The organism is Clostridium senegalense, assembly GCF_018916625.1.
Classification (GTDB): domain Bacteria; phylum Bacillota; class Clostridia; order Clostridiales; family Clostridiaceae; genus Clostridium_J; species Clostridium_J senegalense.
In genome coordinates, this window is record NZ_JAHLNC010000007.1 from 21909 (window position 1) to 47992 (window position 26084).

The 26084-nt window shown below is 27.5% G+C and carries 20 protein-coding genes, 10 tRNA genes and 2 riboswitches; of the genes, 6 read left to right on the forward strand and 24 right to left on the reverse strand.

Annotation, left to right across the window (positions count from 1 at the left end):
- Positions 1 to 87 precede the first annotated feature (87 nt).
- Positions 88 to 163: transfer RNA gene (locus KQI36_RS12190), tRNA-Trp, on the reverse strand.
- A 274-nt stretch (positions 164 to 437) separates the two neighbouring features.
- On the opposite strand from KQI36_RS12190, the gene KQI36_RS12195 reads away from it, so the two are divergent.
- Positions 438 to 1637 carry an AI-2E family transporter gene (locus KQI36_RS12195; RefSeq protein WP_216451117.1) on the forward strand — a complete coding sequence of 400 codons (1200 nt, stop codon included), beginning with the start codon at positions 438 to 440 and terminating at the stop codon, positions 1635 to 1637.
- Positions 1638 to 1893: 256 nt separating this feature from the next.
- Here the strand turns inward: KQI36_RS12195 and KQI36_RS12200 are convergent, their stop codons facing one another.
- Positions 1894 to 2502: a GNAT family N-acetyltransferase gene (locus KQI36_RS12200; protein ID WP_216451118.1), complete on the reverse strand. Its 609-nt coding sequence runs from the start codon at positions 2500 to 2502 to the stop codon at positions 1894 to 1896.
- Between the two features lie 448 nt (positions 2503 to 2950).
- Here KQI36_RS12200 and KQI36_RS12205 point away from each other — a divergent pair, with 448 nt between their 5' ends.
- The gene (locus tag KQI36_RS12205; protein ID WP_216451119.1) at positions 2951 to 3871 is read left to right on the forward strand and encodes an alpha/beta hydrolase; all 921 of its coding nucleotides are present in this window, start codon (positions 2951 to 2953) and stop codon (positions 3869 to 3871) included.
- An 89-nt stretch (positions 3872 to 3960) separates the two neighbouring features.
- Here the strand turns inward: KQI36_RS12205 and KQI36_RS12210 are convergent, their stop codons facing one another.
- From KQI36_RS12210 to KQI36_RS12220, 3 genes are all read right to left on the reverse strand, one after another.
- Positions 3961 to 4575, reverse strand: a complete 615-nt coding sequence (locus KQI36_RS12210) for a hypothetical protein (protein WP_216451120.1) — start codon at positions 4573 to 4575, stop codon at positions 3961 to 3963.
- A gap of 134 nt (positions 4576 to 4709) precedes the next feature.
- Positions 4710 to 4785, reverse strand: a tRNA-Trp gene (locus KQI36_RS12215).
- A 94-nt stretch (positions 4786 to 4879) separates the two neighbouring features.
- On the reverse strand, positions 4880 to 5500 hold the full coding sequence (locus tag KQI36_RS12220; protein ID WP_216451121.1) for a CBS domain-containing protein: 621 nt from the start codon (positions 5498 to 5500) through the stop codon (positions 4880 to 4882).
- Positions 5501 to 6239: 739 nt separating this feature from the next.
- Here KQI36_RS12220 and tsaE point away from each other — a divergent pair.
- From tsaE to rimI, 3 genes are read left to right on the forward strand one after another with little or no spacing between them, the layout of a single operon-like run.
- Positions 6240 to 6701 carry a tRNA (adenosine(37)-N6)-threonylcarbamoyltransferase complex ATPase subunit type 1 TsaE gene (tsaE, locus tag KQI36_RS12225; RefSeq protein ID WP_216451122.1) on the forward strand — a complete coding sequence of 154 codons (462 nt, stop codon included), beginning with the start codon at positions 6240 to 6242 and terminating at the stop codon, positions 6699 to 6701.
- Positions 6698 to 7405, forward strand: coding sequence for a tRNA (adenosine(37)-N6)-threonylcarbamoyltransferase complex dimerization subunit type 1 TsaB (gene tsaB / locus KQI36_RS12230; RefSeq protein ID WP_216451123.1), 708 nt, complete (start codon positions 6698 to 6700; stop codon positions 7403 to 7405). The genes tsaE and tsaB overlap by 4 nt, the downstream gene beginning before the upstream one ends.
- A complete protein-coding gene (rimI, locus tag KQI36_RS12235; protein WP_216451124.1) occupies positions 7398 to 7844 on the forward strand; it encodes a ribosomal protein S18-alanine N-acetyltransferase in 447 nt (148 codons plus the stop codon). Before tsaB ends, rimI begins: the two co-directional genes overlap by 8 nt.
- Positions 7845 to 7906: 62 nt before the next feature.
- Here rimI and KQI36_RS12240 read toward each other — a convergent pair whose 3' ends face one another.
- The 3 genes from KQI36_RS12240 to KQI36_RS12250 all read right to left on the reverse strand — a co-directional run bounded on the left by KQI36_RS12240 (position 7907) and on the right by KQI36_RS12250 (position 11850).
- A complete protein-coding gene (locus KQI36_RS12240) occupies positions 7907 to 8485 on the reverse strand; it encodes an ECF transporter S component (RefSeq protein WP_216451125.1) in 579 nt (192 codons plus the stop codon).
- 102 nt (positions 8486 to 8587) lie between these two features.
- Positions 8588 to 8702: riboswitch (FMN riboswitch) on the reverse strand.
- Between the two features lie 63 nt (positions 8703 to 8765).
- A complete protein-coding gene (locus KQI36_RS12245; protein WP_216451126.1) occupies positions 8766 to 9296 on the reverse strand; it encodes a hypothetical protein in 531 nt (176 codons plus the stop codon).
- A 391-nt stretch (positions 9297 to 9687) separates the two neighbouring features.
- Positions 9688 to 11850, reverse strand: a complete 2163-nt coding sequence (locus KQI36_RS12250; protein ID WP_216451127.1) for a Tex family protein — start codon at positions 11848 to 11850, stop codon at positions 9688 to 9690.
- A 550-nt stretch (positions 11851 to 12400) separates the two neighbouring features.
- Here KQI36_RS12250 and KQI36_RS12255 point away from each other — a divergent pair.
- Positions 12401 to 13768 (forward strand): M28 family metallopeptidase, encoded by a 1368-nt coding sequence (locus KQI36_RS12255; protein ID WP_216451128.1) that lies wholly within the window; start codon positions 12401 to 12403, stop codon positions 13766 to 13768.
- A 17-nt stretch (positions 13769 to 13785) separates the two neighbouring features.
- Here KQI36_RS12255 and prfB read toward each other — a convergent pair.
- The 16 genes from prfB to KQI36_RS12335 form a co-directional block, all read right to left on the reverse strand.
- Positions 13786 to 14887, reverse strand: a protein-coding gene (gene prfB, locus KQI36_RS12260) for a peptide chain release factor 2 (protein WP_216451129.1) whose coding sequence is annotated in 2 segments (ribosomal slippage) — positions 13786 to 14808 and positions 14810 to 14887 — 1101 coding nt in all. Because the reading frame shifts where the segments join, the coding sequence is not laid out codon by codon here.
- Positions 14888 to 15112: 225 nt separating this feature from the next.
- Complete coding sequence (gene secA, locus KQI36_RS12265) at positions 15113 to 17617, reverse strand: preprotein translocase subunit SecA (protein WP_216451130.1); 2505 nt, start codon at positions 17615 to 17617, stop codon at positions 15113 to 15115.
- Between the two features lie 297 nt (positions 17618 to 17914).
- Complete coding sequence (hpf, locus tag KQI36_RS12270; RefSeq protein ID WP_010293764.1) at positions 17915 to 18439, reverse strand: ribosome hibernation-promoting factor, HPF/YfiA family; 525 nt, start codon at positions 18437 to 18439, stop codon at positions 17915 to 17917.
- 551 nt (positions 18440 to 18990) lie between these two features.
- On the reverse strand, positions 18991 to 19668 hold the full coding sequence (locus KQI36_RS12275) for a ComF family protein (RefSeq protein ID WP_216451131.1): 678 nt from the start codon (positions 19666 to 19668) through the stop codon (positions 18991 to 18993).
- Entirely contained in the window at positions 19632 to 20633 is a 1002-nt protein-coding gene (locus tag KQI36_RS12280) for a hypothetical protein (RefSeq protein ID WP_216451132.1), read from the reverse strand. The genes KQI36_RS12275 and KQI36_RS12280 overlap by 37 nt, the downstream gene beginning before the upstream one ends.
- Before the next feature lie 20 nt (positions 20634 to 20653).
- Complete coding sequence (gene recD2, locus KQI36_RS12285; RefSeq protein ID WP_216451133.1) at positions 20654 to 22867, reverse strand: SF1B family DNA helicase RecD2; 2214 nt, start codon at positions 22865 to 22867, stop codon at positions 20654 to 20656.
- A 156-nt stretch (positions 22868 to 23023) separates the two neighbouring features.
- A complete protein-coding gene (gene metK / locus KQI36_RS12290) occupies positions 23024 to 24199 on the reverse strand; it encodes a methionine adenosyltransferase (protein ID WP_216451134.1) in 1176 nt (391 codons plus the stop codon).
- 158 nt (positions 24200 to 24357) lie between these two features.
- A riboswitch (SAM riboswitch) is annotated at positions 24358 to 24459 on the reverse strand.
- Between the two features lie 138 nt (positions 24460 to 24597).
- Positions 24598 to 24682: transfer RNA gene (locus KQI36_RS12295), tRNA-Tyr, on the reverse strand.
- A 5-nt stretch (positions 24683 to 24687) separates the two neighbouring features.
- Positions 24688 to 24762 (reverse strand) — tRNA-Thr (locus tag KQI36_RS12300).
- 23 nt (positions 24763 to 24785) lie between these two features.
- Positions 24786 to 24861, reverse strand: a tRNA-Val gene (locus KQI36_RS12305).
- An 8-nt stretch (positions 24862 to 24869) separates the two neighbouring features.
- Positions 24870 to 24954 (reverse strand) — tRNA-Tyr (locus KQI36_RS12310).
- A gap of 5 nt (positions 24955 to 24959) precedes the next feature.
- A tRNA-Thr gene (locus tag KQI36_RS12315) sits at positions 24960 to 25034 on the reverse strand.
- A 24-nt stretch (positions 25035 to 25058) separates the two neighbouring features.
- Positions 25059 to 25134: transfer RNA gene (locus KQI36_RS12320), tRNA-Val, on the reverse strand.
- Positions 25135 to 25142: 8 nt separating this feature from the next.
- Positions 25143 to 25227, reverse strand: a tRNA-Tyr gene (locus KQI36_RS12325).
- Positions 25228 to 25232: 5 nt separating this feature from the next.
- A tRNA-Thr gene (locus KQI36_RS12330) sits at positions 25233 to 25307 on the reverse strand.
- A gap of 166 nt (positions 25308 to 25473) precedes the next feature.
- Complete coding sequence (locus KQI36_RS12335) at positions 25474 to 26076, reverse strand: hypothetical protein (RefSeq protein ID WP_216451135.1); 603 nt, start codon at positions 26074 to 26076, stop codon at positions 25474 to 25476.
- Positions 26077 to 26084: the final 8 nt, after the last annotated feature.

A 26084-nucleotide genomic window follows, 5' to 3' on the forward strand; every position in this document is an offset into this window, starting at 1 on the left:
AAGCGAAAATAAAATTCTACATTTATTTTCTTTTTGTTATATTTTTTTTACATAAAAAAAATCAGTAGTAAAAACTACTGATTTTTATGGCAGGGGCACGAGGACTTGAACCCGGAACCAACGGTTTTGGAGACCGCTACTCTACCAATTGAGCTATACCCCTATATTAATTAGCACATTTGTTATATTAACATTTTGTATAGATTATGTCAATATTAAGTAAATTTATTTTTATATAGAATAAAACTCTCTTTTGTATTATTATAGTTTTAGATAAGAAATATAAATTTAAATATAAATTGGTATAAATATTAAGTTTTGCATACAAAATAGTTTTAAATAGATATATATTTAATTCAGATTAATATTTCTTATACTTTCAACTTTAATTATAATTAAAGTTTTTAATATTCAAAAAATTTAAAGGTGGGTTGATTTTGAACAGATTTAAAGATTTAAAAGAAAAATTTAATGCTAATCTTTATATATTATTGCTTATTTTATGTGCGTACATAGGCGTTAAAATTATAGATAATTATTATATATTGTTTAACTTATATGATTTATTGTTAGGTATACTTTGGCCATTTATATTGGCTGCAATAATTGCTTATGTGCTTAATCCTATAATGAAAGTCTTTGAGAATAAACTTAATTTATCACGAGGGCTAAGTTTACTCTCTACTTTGATTCTTGTAACACTTGTTTTAGTACTTTGTGCAATTTACTTAATTCCAGGAATAGTTTCTAATATTACAACTCTTATTAACTCTATACCTGAGATGGTTAGAGTTTCAGAAAAATGGTTTAATAATGTTATAAATAGTGAACTCACAATGGAAATTGCAAATAAAATTAATATATTAGAAAACCTTGGTAATTGGTCTACAACTTTCTTTAATACAGCTTTAGCATCATTAGTAACTGTTACTTTATCCATAGTTAATTGGATATTTGCATTAATTATAGCTGTTTATTATTTATTTTATAAAGAAACCTTTGTTAAGTCTTCAAGAAAATGGTTGTTTATAATTTTTAGAGAAAGATTAGGAAAAAAACTTTTAGAATTTTTCCACGCTGTAAATTATATGTTAGGTACTTATTTATGGGTCAGAGCAGTAGAATCTACTATAGTTGGAATAGCTTGTTTTATAGGCCTTATATTTATAAAATCTCAATATATAGTTTTAATTTCGGTAGTATTTGGTATAACTAACATGATACCTTACTTTGGACCTTTTGTCGGCATAGTGTTTGGTGTAGTACTAAACATATTCTTCAATCCGATGACAGCTTTAATAGTTTTAATTTGGCTGTTTGTGTTACAACAAATTGATGGAAATTGGCTTGGACCTAAAATGTCATCTAATAGTATTGGCATAAACCCTGTAGCTTGTTTACTTGCACTTAGTGTTGGTGGAAAGCTCTATGGAATGATAGGTATGCTTATAGCTATTCCTATAGCTGGAGCTTTAAAAATTTATTATGAACGCTATTTAAATAAATATACAAATAAAAACCCTAAGTTAGTTGATGCCATTAATAATTATAAAGTTGATATTAGTCATATAAAAGTTAAAAAGAATTCTGGTATTAAATCTTCTTCAAATAGAAAAGATGATAATTCTAGTAATTAATTTAAAAATAACAGATTAAAATATCTATTTTAATCTGTTATTTTTGTATAGCCATAAAACTTTATTTTATAAACTCTATAGTAACTTCTGCGTACTTTTTATAATGTCATTGTATAGAAACCCTATGATTTAACTTATTGGAAATTTCTTTTACAATGCATAAACCTATACCTGTAGAAATTAAATTTTCTTTGCCGTTTATACTAATAAAAAAGAGATTCAAAAATAACATAAATTATTTTTAAATCTCTTTTTATTACATTACTTTGCTATAAAGTTCTTCTTTTCTTATCATAGCCCAAAGTTCAACGTTTATATAACTTTTTTCTTTGTAGTTATAATAATGTTCCTTAAGCATTCCTTCTTCTTTAAAGCCTAATGATTCTACTAATTTAATAGATGGATCATTGTTAATATCTATGATTGCTACAACTTTATGCATATATAATTCTTTAAATGCAAATTTTAAAACCCTCTTTATACATTCAGTAGCTACCTTGTTTCTCCAGTATTTTTTTAATATGGTATATCCTATTTCACATCTATTAGAATACAAATCTAAATTATATATTCCTATTTCTCCTATAAATTTATAATGAACTTTATCAATGATTACCCAATGTATACCTTTTTTATTGTTATAATCATTTATTAAATGCTCTAAATATAATTTTACTTGTTTTTTTAAATCAAAAATTTCAGTTCCTGAGTATTTCATAACTTCATCATCTGATAATAAACTCTCATAATCTTTTTCATAGGCCTTATCACATTTTAGTAATAGAAATCTTTCAGTTTCCATAGTTGGAAATATTGAAAAACACCTTTCTCTAAAGTCCTTATAGTCTATCAAATTGTCAGGCATAACACTTCCCCCTCGCCTATACTAAATGATTAATTTTGTATTCTAATCAGCGGTAAACTTTATGTATTATATGTTATAAACTTTATTTATGTACTACAAAAAACGCTTACATCATAAATTTTGTATAATTTTTTCTATATTTATATTATATCAAATTTTCTGATTTTTTAAACTAACTTTTTGTAAACTTTATTATATTATGTGTAGTTTTATACTATATAATTAGTTTTAATATACTTTTTTTACCTACGATTATTAAAATTAATATATTTTCATACATTATATAGTGTGCACGTTATAATTTTAATTTATACACTTAAAAATTTTATCAATATATAAATTTAATTAACTAGTTGTATATATATCTATCTATTGAGATAATTGAGTTATTCCAATATAATCAATCATAAAATTTATTAGTATTAAAACTATAGAAGGGATTGATATTATGACTTTAAGTACATTTTTTATAAAGGATAAAAAAGATAAAGATATTCATATTTATAAATGGGACTGTGATGTTTCTTCTCCTAAAGGAATAGTTCAAATTTCTCATGGTATGGCAGAACATGGACTTAGATATAATAATTTTGCTAAATTTTTAAATGATAATGGATTTATTGTTTACGCAAATGACCATCGTGGTCATGGTAAAACTAGTCCTAATGATTTAGGTTATATGGGAAAAGGCGATGCTTTTCACTTAATGGTAGATAATTTAAAAGATGTAACTAATTTAATAAAAAAAGAAAATCCTAATCTTCCTATATTTCTTTTTGGCCATAGTATGGGTTCTTTTTTATCTCTTAGGTATTCTGAGATTTTCGGAAAAGAATTAAATGGTTTAATCTTGTGTGGAAGTAATGGGAATCAAAAACTATTATTTTCTTTTGCTGAAAAATTAGCTAAATATCAAATGAAAAAACATGGTGAGAAAACCCCTGCTAAATTTATGGATAAATTAAGTTTTGGTAATTTTAATAATAAATTTAAACCTATAAGAACAAATTTTGATTGGCTTACTAGAAATAAAGAAGAGGTTGATAAATATATAGATGACCCTTTATGTGGAGCGATACATTCAAACTCTTATTTTTATTATTTATTAAAGGGATTAAAATGTAATCATAAAAATGAGAATTTATCTATGATTCCTAAATCTTTACCTATATTACTTATAGGTGGAAGTGATGATCCTGTTGGACTTATGGGGAAAGGTGTTGAAAAATTACAAAAGAGTTTAATAAAACATGGGATAAATTCTGTAGATATGATTTTATATCCTGGTGCAAGACATGAGCTTTTAAACGAACTAAATAAAGATGATATTCATTTGGATGTACTAAAATTTTTAAATGATATATTATAGAATTATAATTTCAGTATTTACACACCAAAGTGGGTGGTATAAAGTTTTAATAGTTATTTATACCACCCACTAAATAATATTTTAGTATTTTAATTTTTATTACTATAGTTAAATATTATGTTACTATCTGCTGAACGCATTGTATTATTTAATTCATATAGTAAATCATATCTATCCATAAAAACTATATGAATTGCCTCCCATAAAAATACCCATCCACCGATACTTACACTTTCAACTAAAACTCTTTTCAAAGATGTTTCTTCAAATATATAACCTGCACCTAAAAGTGCTATTGCGATTAAAATGTATATCATAACTTTTATTCTCATTCTATTAAAATTTCGCAATAAATATTTTGAGTCAAAATTATATGTATTTTTTATTGCTCTAATTATATTTTTTTCCATTGTTTCACTTTTATTCTCATCTAAAATTGTTATTCTTAACTCTATATCAAATAGATTTGGTATATCCCTAAAACTTTGCTGCAAAAAATCTTTTACTTCGTTGTTAAGTTTTTTATTATGATATGGCCTATTATCATAAATATTAAATATGTCTTCATATTTATATAACACTAAATTTATTATAAATTCATCTGACTTACTATTTTTCTTATATAATTTTTTTAAATATTTTATATTTTTTCGTTGTGGGCTATGTCTTTTCTTTAAATAATCCCATTTAGTAATAATATTCACGGAAATACACCACCTTTTACTAGTGATACAATGTTTAATTTCAAATTATATATTATTATTTTTAGTATTTCCTTATATTTAAAATCTATTTATTTTTTGCATAAAAAAAATCAGTAGCTTTGCTACTGATTTAATGGCAGGGGCACGAGGACTTGAACCCGGAACCAACGGTTTTGGAGACCGCTACTCTACCAATTGAGCTATACCCCTATAACAATAAATATTTTAGCATAATATTCATTGCTTTGTCAATATACTTTCAAAATAAAATCACACCTGAAATTTAGGCATGATTTTATTTAAGCTATAAAATTTTAAACCCAGCTGACTTAACTTTTGACAATATTTCATCGAAATTATCTGTTCTTAATCTTACTACAATTTCCTTAACTTCTGTTTTACTTTTAGGGTCAACTACTACAAAACTCATTATGTCACCTTTGTTTTCTGTTATTATTTTAGATAGTTTTGATATTTGACCTGGAATGTCATGAGCTATTACAGCTAAACGATTACCCTTATTTAAACCAAACAATTCTGTGAATTGATGAAATATTCCATAGTGAGTTACTATGCCTTTAAATACTTCCCTATTGTCTACTACTGCTAAAAAAGAAACATTTTTTGTTTCTAAAAAATATGCTGCTTCTTCAACTTGTTCCAATGGTTTTATAACTGGAACATCAGTTCTCATTACATTTTCAACTAAAAAATCTGATAAAAGACATTCTCTTTCTACACTTTTTTCATAATAATAAGTATAGATTTTTTCTTTTGATATGACACCTAGAAATTTATCCCCTTCTGCTACTGGAATTGATAGAAATCCGTGTTTTTCCATAAGCTCTAAAGCTTCACCTATAGTCATTTTAGGCAAAGCTGTTATTAACTTATCTCTGGTTAACATCAAGTTACTTACAAACATTTTTTTCCTCCCTATCACTATTTTATTTTTAGTTTTTATAAGGCTTCAAAATCTTGTTTTATAGGTTTTGAATACCCCTAAAGTGAATACATACTCATAAATAGCTTAAGTGCAATAGTATGTTTAAACTAAAGCTTTTTTTATTTCACAAATAAATTTAAATACGAGCCTGTTTCACTATAAGAATGCAAAATTTCTAATTATTTTAATTAAGAGTTATGGTAATTGTTACTGAATATAATCCTAATAATACTAAAGGTATTTCTTATTTTTAAGTTAGATAAAACCATGTATAATGGATAGTTATGGTAATTTTCGTAATCAATTATATTTTCTTAATATTCTTTCTTTAATTAGTGTATAAAATACTAACTTATAGTTTAAATTTATATTAATAACACTTTTTAATGCAATTTTCATATTTTTAGCATTATTTTTTATATTTTATCCAAAATATTATATATTATTTAATTATACATTATTTTCTAAATTATATAAATATCAAGTGTATATTACTATTTTAAATTTATCGCTCTATTTAGCTTATGTTAATCAGTCTAAAATCTTTACTAAAATATATATTTTAATAAACTCAATTTGTAACATTTTTACTTTATTGCTTTATAAATATAATATATACAAATTTTATATATTATAAAAACAACAAAAAATTAAGAGTTTGTGTATTTTCTTTTCTTTTTATTATTTTTGGGCTAAAATATTATATGAGGTGAACGTAATGGAATTTATCGTTAATACTGTAGAAGAAACTCAAAAACTCGGTATTCAAATTGGCAAGCTTTGCAATAGTGGGGACATTATTTGCCTTATTGGTGATTTAGGAACTGGAAAGACTCATTTAACTAAAGGAATTGCCCTAGGTCTTGAAATAAATGAAAGCATAACTAGTCCCACCTTTAACATTGTTAACGAATATGACGATGGAAGATTAAAATTTTATCATTTTGATGTTTATAGAGTAAACGATCCTGATGAAATAGCTGCTATTGGCTTTGATGAATATATATTTGGTGATGGGGTTAGCGTTATAGAATGGGCTAACTACATTGAAGAATTAATTCCTGAAGACAACTTAACTATATTACTTGAAAAAGTACCTCAATTAGGATCTTCATTTAGAAAAGTAACTATTAAATATCAAGGTAAAAGATATGATTATATAAAGGAGTTAACACTATGATAATTCTTAGCTTAGATTGTGCAACAGAATGTGCTACAGCAGCATTACTAAAAAATGATGCAATAATTGGTGAAATTAATATTAATAATAAGAAACAGCACTCATCAATTCTTATGCCGATGATTGATCAACTTTTTAAAAATACAAATTTAACATTAAATGATGTTGATGGATTTGTTGTTTCTAAAGGACCTGGATCATTTACTGGTCTTAGAGTTGGAATGTCTACAATAAAAGGGTTAGCACAAGCTTTAAATAAACCTTTTGTGTCTGTTTCAACTTTAGATGGACTTGCAAATAATTTATATTTTGCTGATGGAATTATATGTCCTATAATGGATGCCTTACGTGGCAATGTATATACTGCTCTTTATAATTTTGAAAATAATAGTCTAAAGGCTTTGACAGAGCCAATGATTTTATCTATAGAAGATCTTATACAAAAGATTAAAGAGGAAAATAAAAAAGTTTATTTTATAGGTGATGGAACTTTTAAATATGAAAATCAATTATTAAGTTCTATTTCAAATTGCTATATTGCACCATGTCATTTAAATGTTGCAAAAGCTTCTTCTTTAGGTGAGGTAGGATTAAACCTTCTTAATAAAGGAATAACAGATGATATATATACTTCAGCACCACTTTATTTAAGACTTTCTCAAGCTGAACGTGAATATGAGGAGCGCATGAAAAACAATGGATAATTTGTCAGTTGAAAATATTAATGAAAATAATATTTTTGGTATAGAAGAAATTTCCAAACTAAGTTTTCATAGCCCTTGGAGTTTAGAATCTATAAAAAAAGAACTTTCTAACACCTATGCTAATTATGTAGTTTTAAAACTACAGGATAAACATATAGGTTTTGCAGGTGCATGGGTTATTTTTGATGAAGCCCATATAACTAATATAGCTATTCATCCTAACTATAGGGGTTTAGGTTATAGCCATATTATTATGGATGCACTTTTAGAAAAATGTAAAAATGCTGGAGCCAATTCTATGACTTTAGAAGTCCGTGCTTCAAATATTGCTGCACAAAAATTATATGAAGGATATGGCTTTAAAGTTGAAGGAATTAGGAAAAATTATTATGATAGTCCTAAAGAAGATGGCTATATAATGTGGAAATATGATATATAATAATTTTATAATATTATAAAAAGCAGATTGATTAGATTTTCAATCTGCTTTTATATCTATAATTAAACTTTTTTAGGTCCTCCAAGCATTGGTTCTACCTTAAACAATGTAACAGATAACCTTTTATATAATAAAAATGTTGTAAATGAAACTATTATTGATTTTACTCCATTAAAAGGTATTAATCCAAATACTATATAATTAATTAATTCTTTTCCTGCCATATGCATACCGAAAGCTGGTAATAATATATACATATTTACTAGTATAGCAACTACTTCTATAGATAAAAATCCTAATATCATTCCTATAATAGCAGTCTTTTTGCTTTTATTTCGGTGATAAATAATTGATGCTGGTAATACTAATGAAATTCCTACTAAAAAGTTTGCTAATTCACCCACCAACCCTGTTGCTGTTCCTTTAAACAATATTATTAAAATATTTTTAAATAATTCTATTATTACTCCAATTAAAGGCCCAAAAGCAAATGCACCCATAAGCGCTGGAACATCGCTTAAATCCATTCTTAACCATGGGAATGCAGGTATAACCGGAATTTCCACATACATAAGTATAAATGCAATAGCAGATAGTAATGAAATTTTAATCATTTTGTTCAATCTTTTTTGGTTATTCATATTAAAATACCTCCTACTATACACTTCTAGGAATTAATATAGCATAAAAAAACCCCAACATAAATGTTAGGGCGACATAACTATACTTATAGTAACGCATATATTAATCTTCTTTCATCCAGACTGTACTGTCGGCTTCGGAATTTAACCGAATCATGCCATAAGGCTCGCGGGCTTTACCGCCGGTGGGGAATTGCGCCCCGCCCTGAAGAGTATTAAATTGTTTATTTGTTTAAGTTAATTATATATTAATTTTTCAAAAAAAACAATATAATGTTCATTACTCAACAAAAACTCTAATAGTTCCAGATATTTGATTGTATCGTGCAGATTTTTTTATAAGATTTTCTATATACTCAGGAAAATTTTTATTTACTTCAGTGCTGAATGCTTCTTTTAAAAATGCTATACACTCATAGCATATTCTAATATCCCTGCCACCTTCTAAATATAAATGTTCTAAAGCACTTTCATAACTTATTTCTCTGCATTCATTGGTTTTAGCCATATTTACTATGTCATTAGCATCTTCTGCCGATTGCAATTTTAATAATATTTCTTTATTCTCCTCATCATTTAAATTGTACATTTTTAACTGAGATTCAATAAAGTCTTTAAATCCTTCAAGTAAAATATCTTCTTTTAATGTATATAATATGACTTTACTGGATTCTTTTTTTTCATAAAAAGCTAAATCAACTTTTTTATCTAAATCCACTTGTATTTTGTTTAAGTCTATATTATGTATTTCTAAATCTGGCTTACATATGATTATATTATGGCAAATTCCAGCAAATAAGTACTTTTCCATATTATCTCTCTCCCAATAAAAATATAATAACTGTATAAATCTAAAATTTATTTGTTTTTTACTAATAAATTATTTTTTAAACTCAGTTTATAAAATCTAATATTTTTTTAAAACATTATAAAAATACAGCTATTTAATGCAAAAATCAATAATTAAATTCTGTTTTATTTCTGCATTTTATATCATTTTTAGACATTCTTCTTTATTTTACCCTACTTCCCTCAATATTAATCACTGTTTTATTTTATTGTATATATTTTATTTTTAATTATATTTATAATTTGCATATAATTATTGAAATATATAAATTAATTTATACCTTAATCAATTAAAATTTATTACAAATAAAATAAAAATAGACATATTTATATGCCTATCTTTAAATTTGAAATTAGCTTTTTTTCATAGAAAGTGAAATTCTTTTTCTTTTCTCATCTACTTCCAAAATACTAACTTCTACAATGTCTCCTACTTTTACAACATCTAATGGATGCTTTACAAACTTATCACTTAATTGACTTATATGAACTAATCCATCTTGATGAACACCTATATCTACAAAAGCACCAAAATCTGATACATTCCTAACTGTTCCCATTAAAAGCATTCCTGGTTTTAAGTCGCTCATTTCTACTATACCACTTTTAAATATAGGTTTTGGTAGTTCTTCTCTTGGATCTCTTCCTGGTTTTTTTATTTCTTTTATTATATCTTGTAATGTTGGAACTCCAACTCCTATTTCCTCTGCTAATTTAACTTCACCTAAGTCTTTTACTTTAGAGTCTATATCTAATAAATTACCTTTTTTTATATCTTCCTTAGAGTAATTTAATATATCTAAAAGTTTTTTACATGCATTATAACTTTCAGGGTGGACTGAAGTATTGTCTAATGGTTCATTGCTTTCCATAACCCTTAAAAACCCTGCACATTGTTCAAAAGCTTTGGCTCCTAACCTTTTTACTTTTAAAAGTTCTTTTCTAGTTGTAAATTTACCATTTTCCTCTCTATATGAAACTATATTTTTAGCTATAGTTCCATTAATTCCTGATATATATGATAATAATGATGGTGTAGCTACATTTAAATCTACCCCTACATTATTTACACAATCTTCTACTACTCCTTTTAATGACTCATCCAACTTTTTAGGAGTAACATCATGTTGATATTGGCCTACCCCTATTGATTTAGGATCTATTTTAACAAGTTCAGCTAAAGGGTCTTGTAATCTTCTTCCTATAGATATAGCACCTCTAACAGTTACATCTAAGTCTGGATATTCTTCTGTTGCAAGCTTGGATGCTGAGTAAACCGAAGCTCCTGCTTCTGAAACTACAACATAATATATATATTTTCCTATTTCTGATTTAACAGCTTTTATTACTTCTGCTAAAACTTCTTCTGATTCTCTACTAGCTGTTCCATTACCTAAAGAAATAACATCTACATCATGTTTTATGCATAAGTTCTTTAATGTATTTATAGATTCTTTAACCTTCTCTTTGCTACCTGCTGTAGCAAAAACTGCTGTATTTTCTAAAAACTTTCCTGTTTCGTCTAATATTGCAATTTTGCAACCAGTTCTAAACCCTGGGTCAAATCCCATTACAGTTTTACCTTTTATAGGTGATATCATTAATAATGCCTTTAGGTTTGCTTTAAATATATCAATAGCACCTACTTCTCCTTTATCTGTTAAATCTCCTCTTATTTCTCTTTCTATTGATGGATAAATTAATCTTTTTAAACTATCTTCTACAGATTTTTCTATATATGAATCTGTTCTGCTATTTCCCTTCAATGTTTTATTTTTCAAATAAGCAATTATTTTATCTACATCGCAAGTAATTTTAACTGAAAGAATTTTTTCTTTTTCACCTCTATTTATAGCTAAAATTCTATGAGATGGTATTTTCTTAACCTCTTCCTTATAATCATAATACATCTCGTATGGTGTAGGTTCTTTTGACTCCCCTTTAGTTTCTATATATCCTTCTTTAAAAACTAATGTTCTTATATACTTTCTGTATTCTGCTTCATCAGATATTTTTTCACTTATAATATCCATTGCACCTTGGAATGCTTCGTCAATGGATTTTACTCCTTTTTCTTCATTTAAGAACTGTGATGCATATTCATTTATATCACTATTGAAACTTCCATCAAATATTACTTCTGCTAGTGGTGTTAATCCTTTCTCTACCGCTATTGTTGCTCTTGTTCTTTTTTTAGGTTTATAAGGTCTATATATGTCTTCTATTTCTGTTAAAGTTGTAGCTTTTTCAAGAGATGTCTTAATTTCTTCTGTAAGTTTTCCTTGTTCATCTATAAGTCTTATAACATCTGTTTTTCTATCTTCAAGGTTTCTAAGATAGGTTAATCTCTCAGAAAAATCTCTTAAAACTATATCATCAATTCCACCAGTTCTTTCTTTTCTATATCTAGCTATAAAAGGCACTGTATTTCCTTCATCTAACATTTCAACTACATTATTTACTTGTTCTTTTGAAAGTGCAAATTCTTTCATTAATCTATTTTTTATATTATCCATTTTATCCTCCTATAAATATAGTGTTACAAGTTAAGTTTTAAAGTTATTCATTTATCAAATGAGAAAACTCAAATTAATATTTTATCAATAACTAACAGATTATTTTAGTTAAGAGTTAAGAGTGAATAGTTAGCAGTTATGGTTATTACTACTCACTTCGTTCCTAGTAATTCTCAACGTATCTTTTTATAAATTTGCAAAGCAAATTATATTTATAGATTTTTTTAATCATTTTCAGAAAGTAGTTGCCACTTTCATCCTAAATTCTTAATTCATAATTCATAATTCTTAACTAACTATATTTGTACTTATTTTTCTCAACTAATAACAAAAATTTGATGTATAAATTTAAGTTATAGATTGAATACCTGTAGTAGATTAGGAATTAAATTTTATGTTTAATTTAACTTTTCAACTTGTTATTCCATATCATATTTACATTTTTAACGCATATTATTTTATTATGAAATTGTTTCCTTAAGTTTCCATAATAATTCTACCATAAAATCCTTTGCAAATTAAATAATTTTATATTTTTAAGGAGATTGTTATGTCAGTGATTTTTAAAAACAAAAAAAATATGTTACTTATAAGTTTGACTGTTATATCAATATTTATAACAGCATTATCAATTACATTCTATTTTAAGATAAATAATTTTTCTTCTAAGCGAGTTGTAGAGCATATAAATTATCTTGCAAGTGATACATTAAAAGGACGACTTTGTGGAACTACAGAAAATAAATTAGCAGAAACCTATATATTAGATAATTTTAAAAATTTAGGTCTACTACCTTATAAAGATTCTTATACTGAAGGTTTTTCTATTCAATATCCTAAAAAATTAAATTTTAATCCTGAACTAAACATTATAGATTATAGTAGTAAAAATATAATAGAAAGTTTTAATTATGGTGTAGATTATAAAGATGATGGAACTAATTTTAGAATAAATGATATTACCTTTTCATCATCAGATGTAGCTCAAAGGACTGATTCCTATTTAATTGTTAAATATAAAGAAGATTATGTTCTCTTTTATGCTATAAATGATGAGTCATTTTCTTTTAGAAGCTCTTTTTTAAGTGATTTCAATTATGGTCTGTCCATTTATATGACTAAAGATGGTTTAAACAAATTAATTACAGCTATTGAAAATGGTCGTATTGTTAATGCTAAAATTCCATTTTCTAATTCAGATGCCACTGTAAATAATGTTCTTGGTTATATTAAAGGGAAAAATTCTTCTATAGATCCTATAGTAATTTCTTGTCATTTTGACCATGTTGGAACAGATTCTATTGGAAATGTATATTATGGAGCTTTAGACAATGCTTCTGGTTCTTCTTTTGTATTAGAGCTTGCCCATTACATAAAATCTTTAGGAACACCTTCTAGAGATATTATTTTCGCAGCTTTTAATGGAGAAGAGTTTGGATGTGTAGGTTCTACTTATTTCTTTAATAACAACAAAAATCAATTAAAAAATAGTACTGTATATAATTTTGATATGATTGGAAGTTTTGATGGTATTCCCTTATGTGTAATGGGTGGTAAAGAAGATACTAAAGATACTACCTTAATCCATGGTTTATCTCAAATTCTTGAAGATAAAAATGTGTATTTCAATTATATATTTGAAGATTCTAGTGATCATATGATTTTTAGGAAAAATGATGTTAGTGCAGTAACATTTATAGATAATGATTTATCTAGGATTCATACACCAAATGATAAAGTAGAGTTTATTAATAAAAAAGCTATTGACAGAGCCTTTTCTGTTATTTCAAAAGAACTTTGTGGTAATTATTTTAGTAATCCTTTTATTAAATATAATACTATAATTTTCATATCATCTTTGTGTACTTCTATTGCTTTAATTACTATTTTTGTTTTAAAAAATAAAAAAGTATGCTAATTTGCATACTTTTTTAACTATAGAGTTTTTAAATACTCTGTAATAAATTCTTCTATATTACCATCCATAACAGAATCCACATTGGCAGTTTCAGTTCCTGTTCTATGGTCTTTAACTAGACTATATGGATGAAATACGTAGGATCTTATCTGACTGCCCCAACCATTATCTTTTATTTCACCAGCTAAATCCTCTATTTTTTCTTTATGTGCCTGTTCTTTTAAATCAACTAATTTTGATTTTAACATTTTAAGAGCATAGTCTTTATTGGTATGCTGACTTCTCTCACTTTGGCATTGAACAACTATGCCAGTTGGTATATGAGTTATTCTTATAGCCGATTCTGTTTTATTTACATGCTGACCACCAGCGCCACTAGCCCTAAACGTATCAATTTTCAAGTCATCAGATTTTATATCTATATCTTGACTTTCTGTAAGTTCTGGTAATACTTCACAGCCAGCAAAAGATGTTTGTCTTTTGCCATTTGCATTAAAAGGAGATATTCTTACTAATCTATGAACTCCTTTTTCTGCTTTTAAATAACCATAGGCATATTCACCAGTTACTTTTAATGTTACACCTTTTATCCCGGCTTCATCTGCTGGTATATAATCTATCACTTCTATTTTAAAGCCTTTACTCTCACAATATCTTGTATACATCCTATAAAGCATTTCAGTCCAATCTTGTGCATCATTTCCTCCAGCACCAGTATGAAGAGTTACTATAGCATTATTTCTATCGTATTCTCCATTTAAAAGAGTTTCTACTTTTAAATCATCAATTATAACTCTAAGCTCTTTTAATTCTTTTTTTATCTCTTTATAAGATTCATCATTTTCTTCCTCTAAACTCAACTCTGTTAAAATTTCTAAATCCTCTACTCTTAAATTAAGTGATTTGAATTTTTCTATTTTATCATCTATATTTTTAGATTGTTGAGTAATTTCTTGAGCCTTATTTACATCATCCCAAAATGTTGGCTCCTGCATTTTCATTTCCAATTCACTAAGTTTTAATTTTAAATTAGCAAGGTCAAAGTGAAACACTCAATTCTTGTAAATCTTTTTTTAAAACATTTATTTCATTTGATATTTCTTCTAAATGTAATAACAACTTTTTCACTTCTTTCATTAATTTATTAGTATAAGGCGACATCAAATATAAGGTTCAAAATTAAATTTTAAACTTATATCAAATAATAAAATTCAAATTAATATTTTATTAATAAATAACAGATTATTTTTTTATATGCCTAAGGCATGTTAAAAGAACAACTTAAAATCTATTTCTGATTAATTAACTTCTCTTACCATGCCTTAATTTTAAAATTATGTTATTTTATTTTCCTCTACCACAACAATTTTTATATTTTGCTCCTGATCCACATGGACATGGATCATTTCTTTGAGGTTCTACTTTTTTTCTTACAGGTTGTTTTGCTAATGATTCATCAGCATTTGTTGCTGTCTCTTTAGCCACCTTTTCTCTTTCTGGAGCTTTTTCAATTCTTACATGGAATAGATATTTAACAGTTTCTACTTTTATAACTTCGATCATTTCATCAAACATATCACTACCTTCCATTTGATATGCTTGTGCTGGATCCTGTTGTTTATACGCTCTTAAACCTATACCTTGTTTTAGATGTTCCATATTATCTATATGATCCATCCATTTAGAGTCAACAACCTTTAAAAGAATAACTCTTTCTATCTCTCTCATTTGCTCATTGCCAAAAGTTTCTTCTTTCTCTGTATATATTTTAGTTGCGTACTCTAAATAAGCCTTAATTATTTCATCATTAGATTCTTTTTCTAATTGTTCAAAAGTAAATTGTCCTTTTTCAACAAATAGTTCTTCCATATAGCTTATAAGAGTTTTAAGTTCCTCATCAAAAGTATCTTCTACTCCACTTATATGAGAATTTACAGCTTGAGTTATTACATCCTCAATCATAGATTGTATTTGGTCTTTTAAATCTTCACCTGTTAAAACACGCTCTCTTTGAGAGTATATAATTTCTCTTTGTTTGTTCATAACATCGTCATATTTAACAACATTTTTTCTTATATCAAAGTTATTTCCTTCAACTTTCTTTTGAGCACTTTCTATTGCATTACTAACCATTTTACTTTCTATTGCATCCTCATCTGTTAATCCTAATTTCTCAACTACTGATGCTAATCTTTCTGATCCAAATATTCTCATTAAATCATCTTCTAATGAGATATAGAATCTTGATTCACCTGGGTCACCTTGACGACCAGCACGACCTCTTAATTGGTTATCTATACGTCTAGATTCATGTCTTTCTGTACCAATTATTTTTAATCCACCAAGTTCTATTACGCCTTCACCTAATTTTATATCAGTACCACGACCAGCCATATTTGTTGCTATTGTAACCATTCCACTTTGACCTGCTTGAGCAACTATTTCTGCTTCCTTTTCATGATATTTAGCATTTAATACTTGATGTTTTACACCTTTTTTCTTAAGCATATGTGATAATACTTCTGAATTTTCGATACTTACAGTACCAACAAGTACAGGCTGACCTTTTTTGTTAGTTTCTGCTATATCTTCTACTATTGCTTTATATTTTCCAAGGACAGTTTTATAAACTGAGTCTGGTCTATCTATTCTTTTAATTGGTTTGTTTGTTGGTATTACTATAACGTCTAAACCATAAATTTCTCTAAATTCGCCTTCTTCTGTTAATGCAGTACCTGTCATACCAGCTAACTTTTTATACATTCTAAAGTAGTTTTGGAATGTTATTGTAGCTAAAGTTTTTGATTCTTTTTCTACTTTTACTCCTTCTTTAGCTTCTATAGCTTGGTGAAGTCCATCACTATATCTTCTACCTTCCATAAGTCTTCCTGTAAAACTGTCAACTATTACAACTTCTCCATCTTTAACTATATAATCTTTCTCATTTTTCATCATATAGTTAGCTTTTAACGCTTGAACAACGTGATGTTGAATTGCCATATTATCTTGATCTGCATAGTTTTCTAAATGGAAGTACTTCTCTGCTTTTTCCACACCTTCATCAGTTAAAATAACAGAGTTAGCTTTTTCATCTCTTTCATAATCTTCTTCTTCTTTTAGTGATTTTACAAAGAAGTCTGCAACTTTATAAAATTCAGTTGATTTCTCTCCTTCACCAGATATAATAAGTGGTGTTCTAGCCTCATCTATTAATATTGAGTCAACCTCATCCACTATAACATAGTTTAATCCTCTTTGAACTTTTTCTTCTTTGTATATAACCATGTTATCTCTTAGGTAATCAAATCCAAATTCATTGTTTGTACCATAAGTTATATCTGCACCATATTGTTCTTGTTTTTCAGTCTGACTTTGACCATGTATTATAACACCTACTGTTAATCCTAAGAATTCATGAACCTTACCCATTTCATCTCTATCTCTTTTTGCTAGGTAATCATTAACTGTAATTACATGAACTCCTTTTCCTGTTAAAGCATTTAAGTAAGACGGTAATGTAGCTACTAATGTCTTACCTTCTCCTGTTCTCATCTCTGAAATTCTACCTTGATGAAGTACAATTCCACCTATTAATTGAACATCATAATGTCTAAGTCCAAGAACTCTTTTAGATGCTTCTCTTACAACTGCACCAGCCTCTGGTAATAAGTCGTCTAATGTTTCCCCATCTTTTAATCTCATCTTAAATTCTTCTGTTTTATGTTTTAGCTCTTCATCTGACAATGCTGAAATCGTTGGTTCCAAATCATTTATTTTTTTTACGATTGGCATTATACGTTTTATTTCCCTCTCACTGTAAGATCCAAAAATTTTATTAAAAAGTTTCATACCTTTTTCCTCACTCTTTCATCCATTAAATTTTGTACCTGTAGGTAATTAAATATTTACTACTATTTTTTTATATATCATTGGAATTTTTCTTTCTAAATTTACGCATTATATTGTTTCTCAATTTCACCTTTGTTTAAAAAATAAGTATAAAATTTCACTTTAAAATTATACCACTTATTTTTTATTCATTCAACTTAAGCACTGATATTTTCACTCTTTCAAATGTATTTATAGTTAATGATTCTCATAAAAAAAATGATGCGAAAAATCGCATCATTTTTATATTTAAATTAATTAAAATTCTTGCTCTATTAAACCGTAATTACCATCTTTTCTTTTATATAAAACATTTGCCATTGATGTGTGACTGTTAGTAAATACAAAGAAGTCATGACCTAAAAGTTCCATTTGTAAAATAGCTTCTTCTGTTGACATTGGCTTTATTGCAAATTTCTTAGTTTTTACTATTTTAGGTTCCTCATCCTCATATTTGTAGTCATCAATATTATTAAAATTTAAATCAACATTTTGTTTTCTCTTTTGTAATTTAGTTTTTTGCTTTCTTATTTGACTTTCCAATTTATCTAAAACTAAATCTATAGCAGCATACATATCTTCATGCTTTTCCTCTGCTCTTAGCCTTACTCCATTGAACGGTATAGTAACTTCTATCTTACATCTATTCTTTTCAACACTTAAGGTTGCATTTGCATTTACTTCTTCAGAGAAATATTTATCTAATTTAGATAATTTCTTATCTACTACATCTCTTAAAGCACTTGTAAGTTCTATGTTTTTTCCCATTGATTTAACATTCATATACTACAACCCCTTTCTCGAGCCAAAAGCATTATGCTTATTTATTAAATTTATTTTGTATTTATATTTTAATATTATTTTTTTAATTTATCAAATGAATTTTTTTGAAAATTTAGACACCATTATAATCATTCACTTTTTCCCACATTATTTTTTGTCTTTACTATATTGTTTAGTATATGCTATTTTCTTGTTGTTATGATATAATTAGAGTAATTGAGTTATTTTATATTTATGAAATTTATCAAATTAATTGTTTATTTGGTTATATATACATTTTTTTATTAACAAACAAAGAAAAGCTAATTGCAACTTACGTTACAATTAGCTTTATTTGCATAAATTGGCTGACCTGGTCTTTGCCCCCACACTCGCCTGCTGGAGATTTCGCTACCCAGAGTTAACTTCTCACTACTAACTCTCTCGCTTTATAGCGGCAGGACTTACTTCTAAGCCGCACCATGATCATTAAAACTTTGTTTAACTTACGTGGATCGTTTTGCCTGCGACTGGCATCGATTTTCAACCACAAACCCAACTTACTTTTTATATTATACTACACTTTTCGTTCCAGTCAAGATAAATACTTTTTTTACTCCATTTTCTTTTAAAGTCTTACTACAATTTATTAATGTTGCTCCTGTTGTAACTACATCATCTATTAGTAAAACATTTTCAAAGTTACTATTATTACTTTTAACTGATTTAAAGCATCCTTCTACATTTCTCCATCTCTCCCAAGATGTTAAACCTATTTGATCTTTTGTTTCTTTAACTTTTTTTATAAGTTGTTTACAAGGTATATCAAGTTTTTCTGATAATTTTTTTGCAATAACTTTTGCTTGGTTATACCCTCTTTTATTATAAGTTTTTTTACTAATTGGTACAAAAGTTATAACATCTATTTTTATATTTTTTTGTATAATTAACTTTTTCATATAGTTTGCTAATATTTCTCCGCAAGTAAAATCACTTTCATATTTTAACTTCATAACAATGTCTCTCATTACTAATTTATGTTCTGCTATAGAATAGCATTTATATTTTTCACCATTATGATATATATAAAATGGTTTATCTATAATCTCTATATCCTTTTTACACCTAGTACATAAATTATGTGATAATGCATAATCTTTACAGACAACGCATGCATTATTATCAGGATATATAATATCTAATATACAATTTATTATATATTTTGAAGTCTTATAAATCCCTCTTCCCAACCTTTCTTATTTAAATTTCTCATTATTGATTTAGCCTTTTCTATATCTTCATTTTCATCTTTACAAATAAAAATTATTTCTTTCCTCATTACCGATTTAGCTCTTTCAATTTTACTAACCAAATAAACTAAGTTCTTATAATTAAATTTTTTATCATCTGCAAAAAACACCATTATATTTATATCAGTAAGTTTTTCGTTATGAAATTCATCATAGTCATCAGTTATTAATATACCTGTTTTACTTTTTAGAAATGCTTTTATAGAGCTTTTATCCTTTTTCTCTTTTATAAAATAAAATACATCCTTTGTTAGCTTTTCTCTTAATTTATCCATATATAAGTACACACTTATAACTTTATCATTGCTAGGAACATATATTATTGTCTTTTTTTCTGTGGCAATTGTCCAACTTATGTATTCATAAGCTACTAGTGGCAAGTCCTCTTCCATATCTATTTTTGTAGTAATTACCCTAGGCTCTATAAGAGGAGTATTATATTTATTTAAAGGAAAATATATGGATAAAGCTTTATCAAATATAGGTTCAATAGAGTATGATATTATTGTTCCTCTACTTTTAACTGCTTTTGACAATATATTTTTTATATTTTTTTTAGATTGAAATGGCATATATCCAAGCTCATCAAATATTACCAAATCATATTTTTTATCTAAATACAATGCCCTATTATAATCACAAAAATTTACCTTAGAACTATCTTCATCAGTTTTTTCATCTAAATATACATAGTCATTATTCTCTAGGTAACTTATAAGCTCTATATTTTCTTTTTCTTCATTTACAATATATAAAACAGATTTATTATTACTTATGCAATAATTTATTGCATCTAAAAATATAGTAGCTGTATTATAAAAATAAGAAATTACATTTATTATATCCGTATTATTTTTTACATATTTTAAAACTTCTTTAATAACGTATTCTTTTCCTTTAATCATATTTCAAATAAATCTCCTTACTAAACTCCAAATATTTCACTTATCCTCCACTTCAAGCCTGAATATCTTTCAAAAGTTCTATCATTATCTTTCATAAAAGATACTGTTTTTTTATCTCCAACTAAAACCACTAGTTGTTTTGCTCTAGTAACTCCAGTATATAAAAGATTTCTATTCATAAGCATTGGAGGGCCCATAAACATTGGCATTATAACTACTGGAAACTCACTTCCCTGACTTTTGTGGATAGTTATAGCATAAGCTAACGTCAACTCATCTAAATACATATCTTCATATTCAACAACTTTGTCATCTTCAAAAACAACTGTTAGATTGTTATTTTCATTTATATCATAAACATATCCAACATCACCATTAAATACTCCAAGCCCTGTACATTCCGCATCAAAAACCTTTTCTTTCTTAGTCCATTTTAAACTGTAATTATTTTTTGTCTGCATAACCTTATCTCCAATTCTAAAAACCATTTCTTTGAGTTCCTTTTCTGGTTTATTAGCACTTGGTGGATTTAAGATTAATTGCAACTCTTTATTTAGATTATCAACTCCTGCTATACTTTTTTTCATAGGAGATAATATTTGTATATCCTTCATTTTATCCCAGTTAGTATTAAATTTCGGCAACCTTATACTTATTAAAGATATTATTTGTTCTAATATATTTTTGCTATCTATACATTGTATAAAGTAAAAATCACTACCTTTTGAATTTAGTATAGGCATCTTACCATCATTTATTAAATGGGCATTAACAGTTATCATACTTTCTTTACCTTGTCTAAATATTTCATTTAACCTTACTGTTTTAACAACACCACTTTCAATTATATCTCTTAAAACGTTTCCTGGTCCTACAGATGGTAACTGATCAACATCACCAACTAGTATTAGCCTTGTGCCTGTAAATATAGCGTTCATCATGCTATTCATTAAATTTATATCTATCATAGATGCTTCATCAACTATTAAAACATCACACTCTAACTTTCTGTCGGTTAATAATTCGCTTTCTTCTTCTTCCTCCGATGCGCCCATCTCTAAAAGTCTATGTATAGTTTTAGCCTCTCTTAAAGTAGTTTCACTCATCCTTTTAGCCGCTCTTCCTGTTGGTGCTGCCATATTAACCTTCATTCCAGCTTTTTCAAATATACTTACTATACAGTTTATTATAGTGGTTTTTCCTGTTCCTGGTCCTCCTGTTATAACCTCTATTCCATTAGTCATAGCTCCTTCTATTGCTTCTATTTGACATTTAGCTAACTGTATATTCTGCTCTTTTTCAAAGTTTTCTATTTCCTCATCATAATTAATCTCTAATTCATCATATTTAGTGGTACATAATTGAACCAGTTTCTTTGTAACTCCCATCTCAGCATAAGCATATTGAATTGTAAATACACACTGAACATCATCTATATTTTCTACTTTAATTTTACCTTCAATTATATTTTCTCTTATAGCTAAATCAATATTTTCTTCATCTACTTGTAAAACATCTATAGCTCTTTTTATAAGTTTTTCTAACGGCATGTATGTGTTACCTAATAAACAAAATTCATTTATTATATATTTTATTCCACTTTTCACTCTAAATATAGAATTTTTTTCCACACCTAAGCTCATAGCTATCCTATCTGCCGTTTTAAACCCAATTCCATTTATTTCTTCTGTTAATATGTATGGATTATCTCTTACAATAGCTACAGAACTGCCTCCAAATCTTTTATAAATTTTCATGCACTGATTAGCAGTCATTCCATAGGTTTGAAAAAATATCATTATATTTCTAATCTCTATTTGTGCGGAATATGATTTCATTATTAATTTTATTTTCTTTTTTCCTATACCATTAATTTCTTTTAATCTATCTATATCTGTATCTAATATTTCTAACGTCTTTTCTCCAAAATGATCTACTATTTTTTTTGCAGTAACAGGTCCTACCCCTGAAATAATCCCACTTGATAAATATTTTTCTATTCCTAGTTTACTAGTTGGTAAAATTTCTTCTATAGATATAACTTTCATTTGCTCACCAAATTTTTCATGTGTAACCCAATCACCTGTAACTTTATATTGACCGCCTTCTTTAATGTAAGGTATTACACCAACTATTGTATGTCTTTTTTTTCCATCTTTTAGATGAGCTATTGTATATCCATTTTCTTCATTTTTAAAAATAATATCCTCTAGTATCCCTGTTATATCTGACATAAAAATCTCTCCTAAAATTGTTCTTTTGAATATTATATCATAGAGCCATACTATTCTCATTTATTAATATACTTGACAAATGTTTAGGCTTTCAAACAAACATGATATTTATCCATATTAAATATAAAAGACACACCTAAAGGTGTGTCTTTTATATTATAAGTATTTTTTTATTTCTTCTACTTTATCTAATTGTTCCCATGGAAGATTTAAATCATTTCTTCCAAAATGACCATATGCTGCTGTTTGTTTGTATATTGGTCTTCTTAAGTCTAATTGTTTTATTATAGCACCTGGTCTTAAATCAAATACATTCTTAATTATTTCTATTATTTTTTCATTAGAAATTTTTTCTGTTCCAAATGTATCAGCTTCTATAGATACTGGATTAGCAACTCCTATAGCATATGCAAGTTCTATTTCTATTTTATCAGCAACACCAGCTGCTACTAAGTTTTTAGCAACCCATCTAGCCGCATAAGCTCCTGAACGGTCAACTTTAGTTGCATCTTTTCCTGAAAATGCTCCGCCACCGTGTCTTCCATATCCACCATAAGTATCTACTATTATTTTTCTTCCTGTTAAACCAGAATCTCCTTGTGGTCCACCTATAACAAATTTACCAGTTGGATTTATATAGTATTTAGTATTTTCGTCTAATAATTCTGCTGGAACAACAGCTTTTACAACATGCTTCATTAAATCTTCTCTTATTTGTTCTTGTGTTACAGTTTCACAGTGTTGTGTAGATATTACTATTGTATCTATTCTTACTGGAGTTTCATTTTCATATTCAACTGTAACTTGAGTTTTTCCATCTGGTCTTAAATATTCTAATGTTCCATTTTTTCTAACTTCTGTTAATCTTCTTGAAAGTCTATGAGACATAGCTATTGGAAGTGGCATATATTCTGGAGTTTCTTTACTTGCAAATCCAAACATCATACCTTGATCTCCAGCTCCAACTGCTTCTACTTCATCCATTTCTTGTCCTCTTTTTTCAATAGCTTCATCTACACCCTGTGCAATGTCAGGTGATTGCTCATCTATTGATGTTAATACTGAACAAGTTTTATAATCAAATCCATATTTTGCTCTTGTATAACCTATTTCTTTTATTGTTTCTCTTACTACTTTAGGAATATCTATATAGCAATTTGTGCTTATTTCACCCATAACTAACACCATTCCTGTAGTTACTGCTGTTTCACAAGCTACTCTTGCATGAGAGTCTTTTGCTAATATACTATCTAATACTGCATCAGATATTTGATCACAAATTTTATCTGGATGCCCTTCTGTTACTGATTCTGATGTAAATAATCTTCTCATTTTCAAATCTCCTTTCAAATTTCCGTTCTAATCGAAGAGAGTGGCCTTAAAAATAATACAAGGTATATTTATTATTACAAAATCCTTGTAACTACTATTTTTATGCAATAAAAAACCTCTTCTTTGATAAGAAGAGGTCGAAATTTCGTACTCGCACTCTCTTATCTTGCAGAATATTTCTGCAGGAATTGGCACCATTGTGCTACGCACCGGTTGCCGGGTTTCATAGGGCCCTTTCCCTCCACCTCTCTGGATAAGAGTAATTATATAATTTTATGATACAATATTATCATTAAAATACATCACTGTCAACAATATATTATTTGATTTATATGGTAAATATATTCAATAATTTAATTTATTTAAAAATAAAAACACTTTAGAAAATCTAAAGTGTATGGTGGAGGAGGACGGATTCGAACCATCGAAACGAAACGTAACAGATTTACAGTCTGCCCCCTTTGGCCACTCGGGAACTCCTCCATTTATGGAGCTGGCAATAGGAATCGAACCTACAACCTGCTGATTACAAGTCAGCTGCTCTACCGTTGAGCCATGCCAGCATATTATTATATTTTAAGTTTAATGGTGGTCACAACAGGGTTCGAACCTGTGACCCTCTGCTTGTAAGGCAGATGCTCTCCCAGCTGAGCTATGCGACCGTGTTATATGGTGGAGGAGGACGGATTCGAACCATCGAAACGAAACGTAACAGATTTACAGTCTGCCCCCTTTGGCCACTCGGGAACTCCTCCACTTATGGAGCTGGCAATAGGAATCGAACCTACAACCTGCTGATTACAAGTCAGCTGCTCTACCGTTGAGCCATGCCAGCGTATTATTTATATTTTAAGTTTAATGGTGGTCACAACAGGGTTCGAACCTGTGACCCTCTGCTTGTAAGGCAGATGCTCTCCCAGCTGAGCTATGCGACCGTGTTATATGGTGGAGGAGGACGGATTCGAACCATCGAAACGAAACGTAACAGATTTACAGTCTGCCCCCTTTGGCCACTCGGGAACTCCTCCACTTATGGAGCTAGCAATAGGAATCGAACCTACAACCTGCTGATTACAAATCAGCTGCTCTACCGTTGAGCCATGCTAGCGTGTTATTTTTAGTCGGTAACTTCGACAAGGTTTATTTTATAATCTTGGAGTATTTTTTTCAAATCCAAATTTAGCCTTTACAAGCAATTATTTTAAATTTATTCTTACTTTCTAAGTTTTTCTCTCTTTTTCTTACCAATTTACTTTGTTAAATTAAAATCATTTTTAAAATTCTTTAGTTATTTCTTTGTTTATAAAAGGTTTGGCAATTTCTTTAGCTTCTTTAATTTCTTCTTCTGTTAAATATTTTTCTAATACAGATATAACTTTTTTTACACCTAAATCTTTATTTTCATAATTTAAATATTTAACTATATTATTAAATTCTTTTTTAGGTACTTTATATGCAAATGTTATTAGTTTTTTCTTTTCTGATAAGGATACTTGTTTTAGAACTTCCTTTGCTTCTGCCCTCACTAGCTCTTTATCTAATTTTTTTTTATTTTTATTGTAAGAATCAAATTCTTCAACTGTAACATCACCATTATTCTCAAATTCTTTCATGTCATCATAAAAATATTTTTTATTTTTATACTTTCTTACCTCATCATAAGTATTAATATTTTCCTCATTATTTTCAATAATCTTCTCTTTTAAAGCTTCTTTAGTATTCTCTTCATTTTTTTTCTTATTAAAAATCAAAGGATCTGAATAACTCTTGTTTTGGTTTTCCTTTGCAATTTCATCATTTTTTTTAATTTTTTCAGACTCTATATTAATTTCATTTTTTACAACTAAATCCTCATGATTTCTATAGACATTCAACATAGTACAAC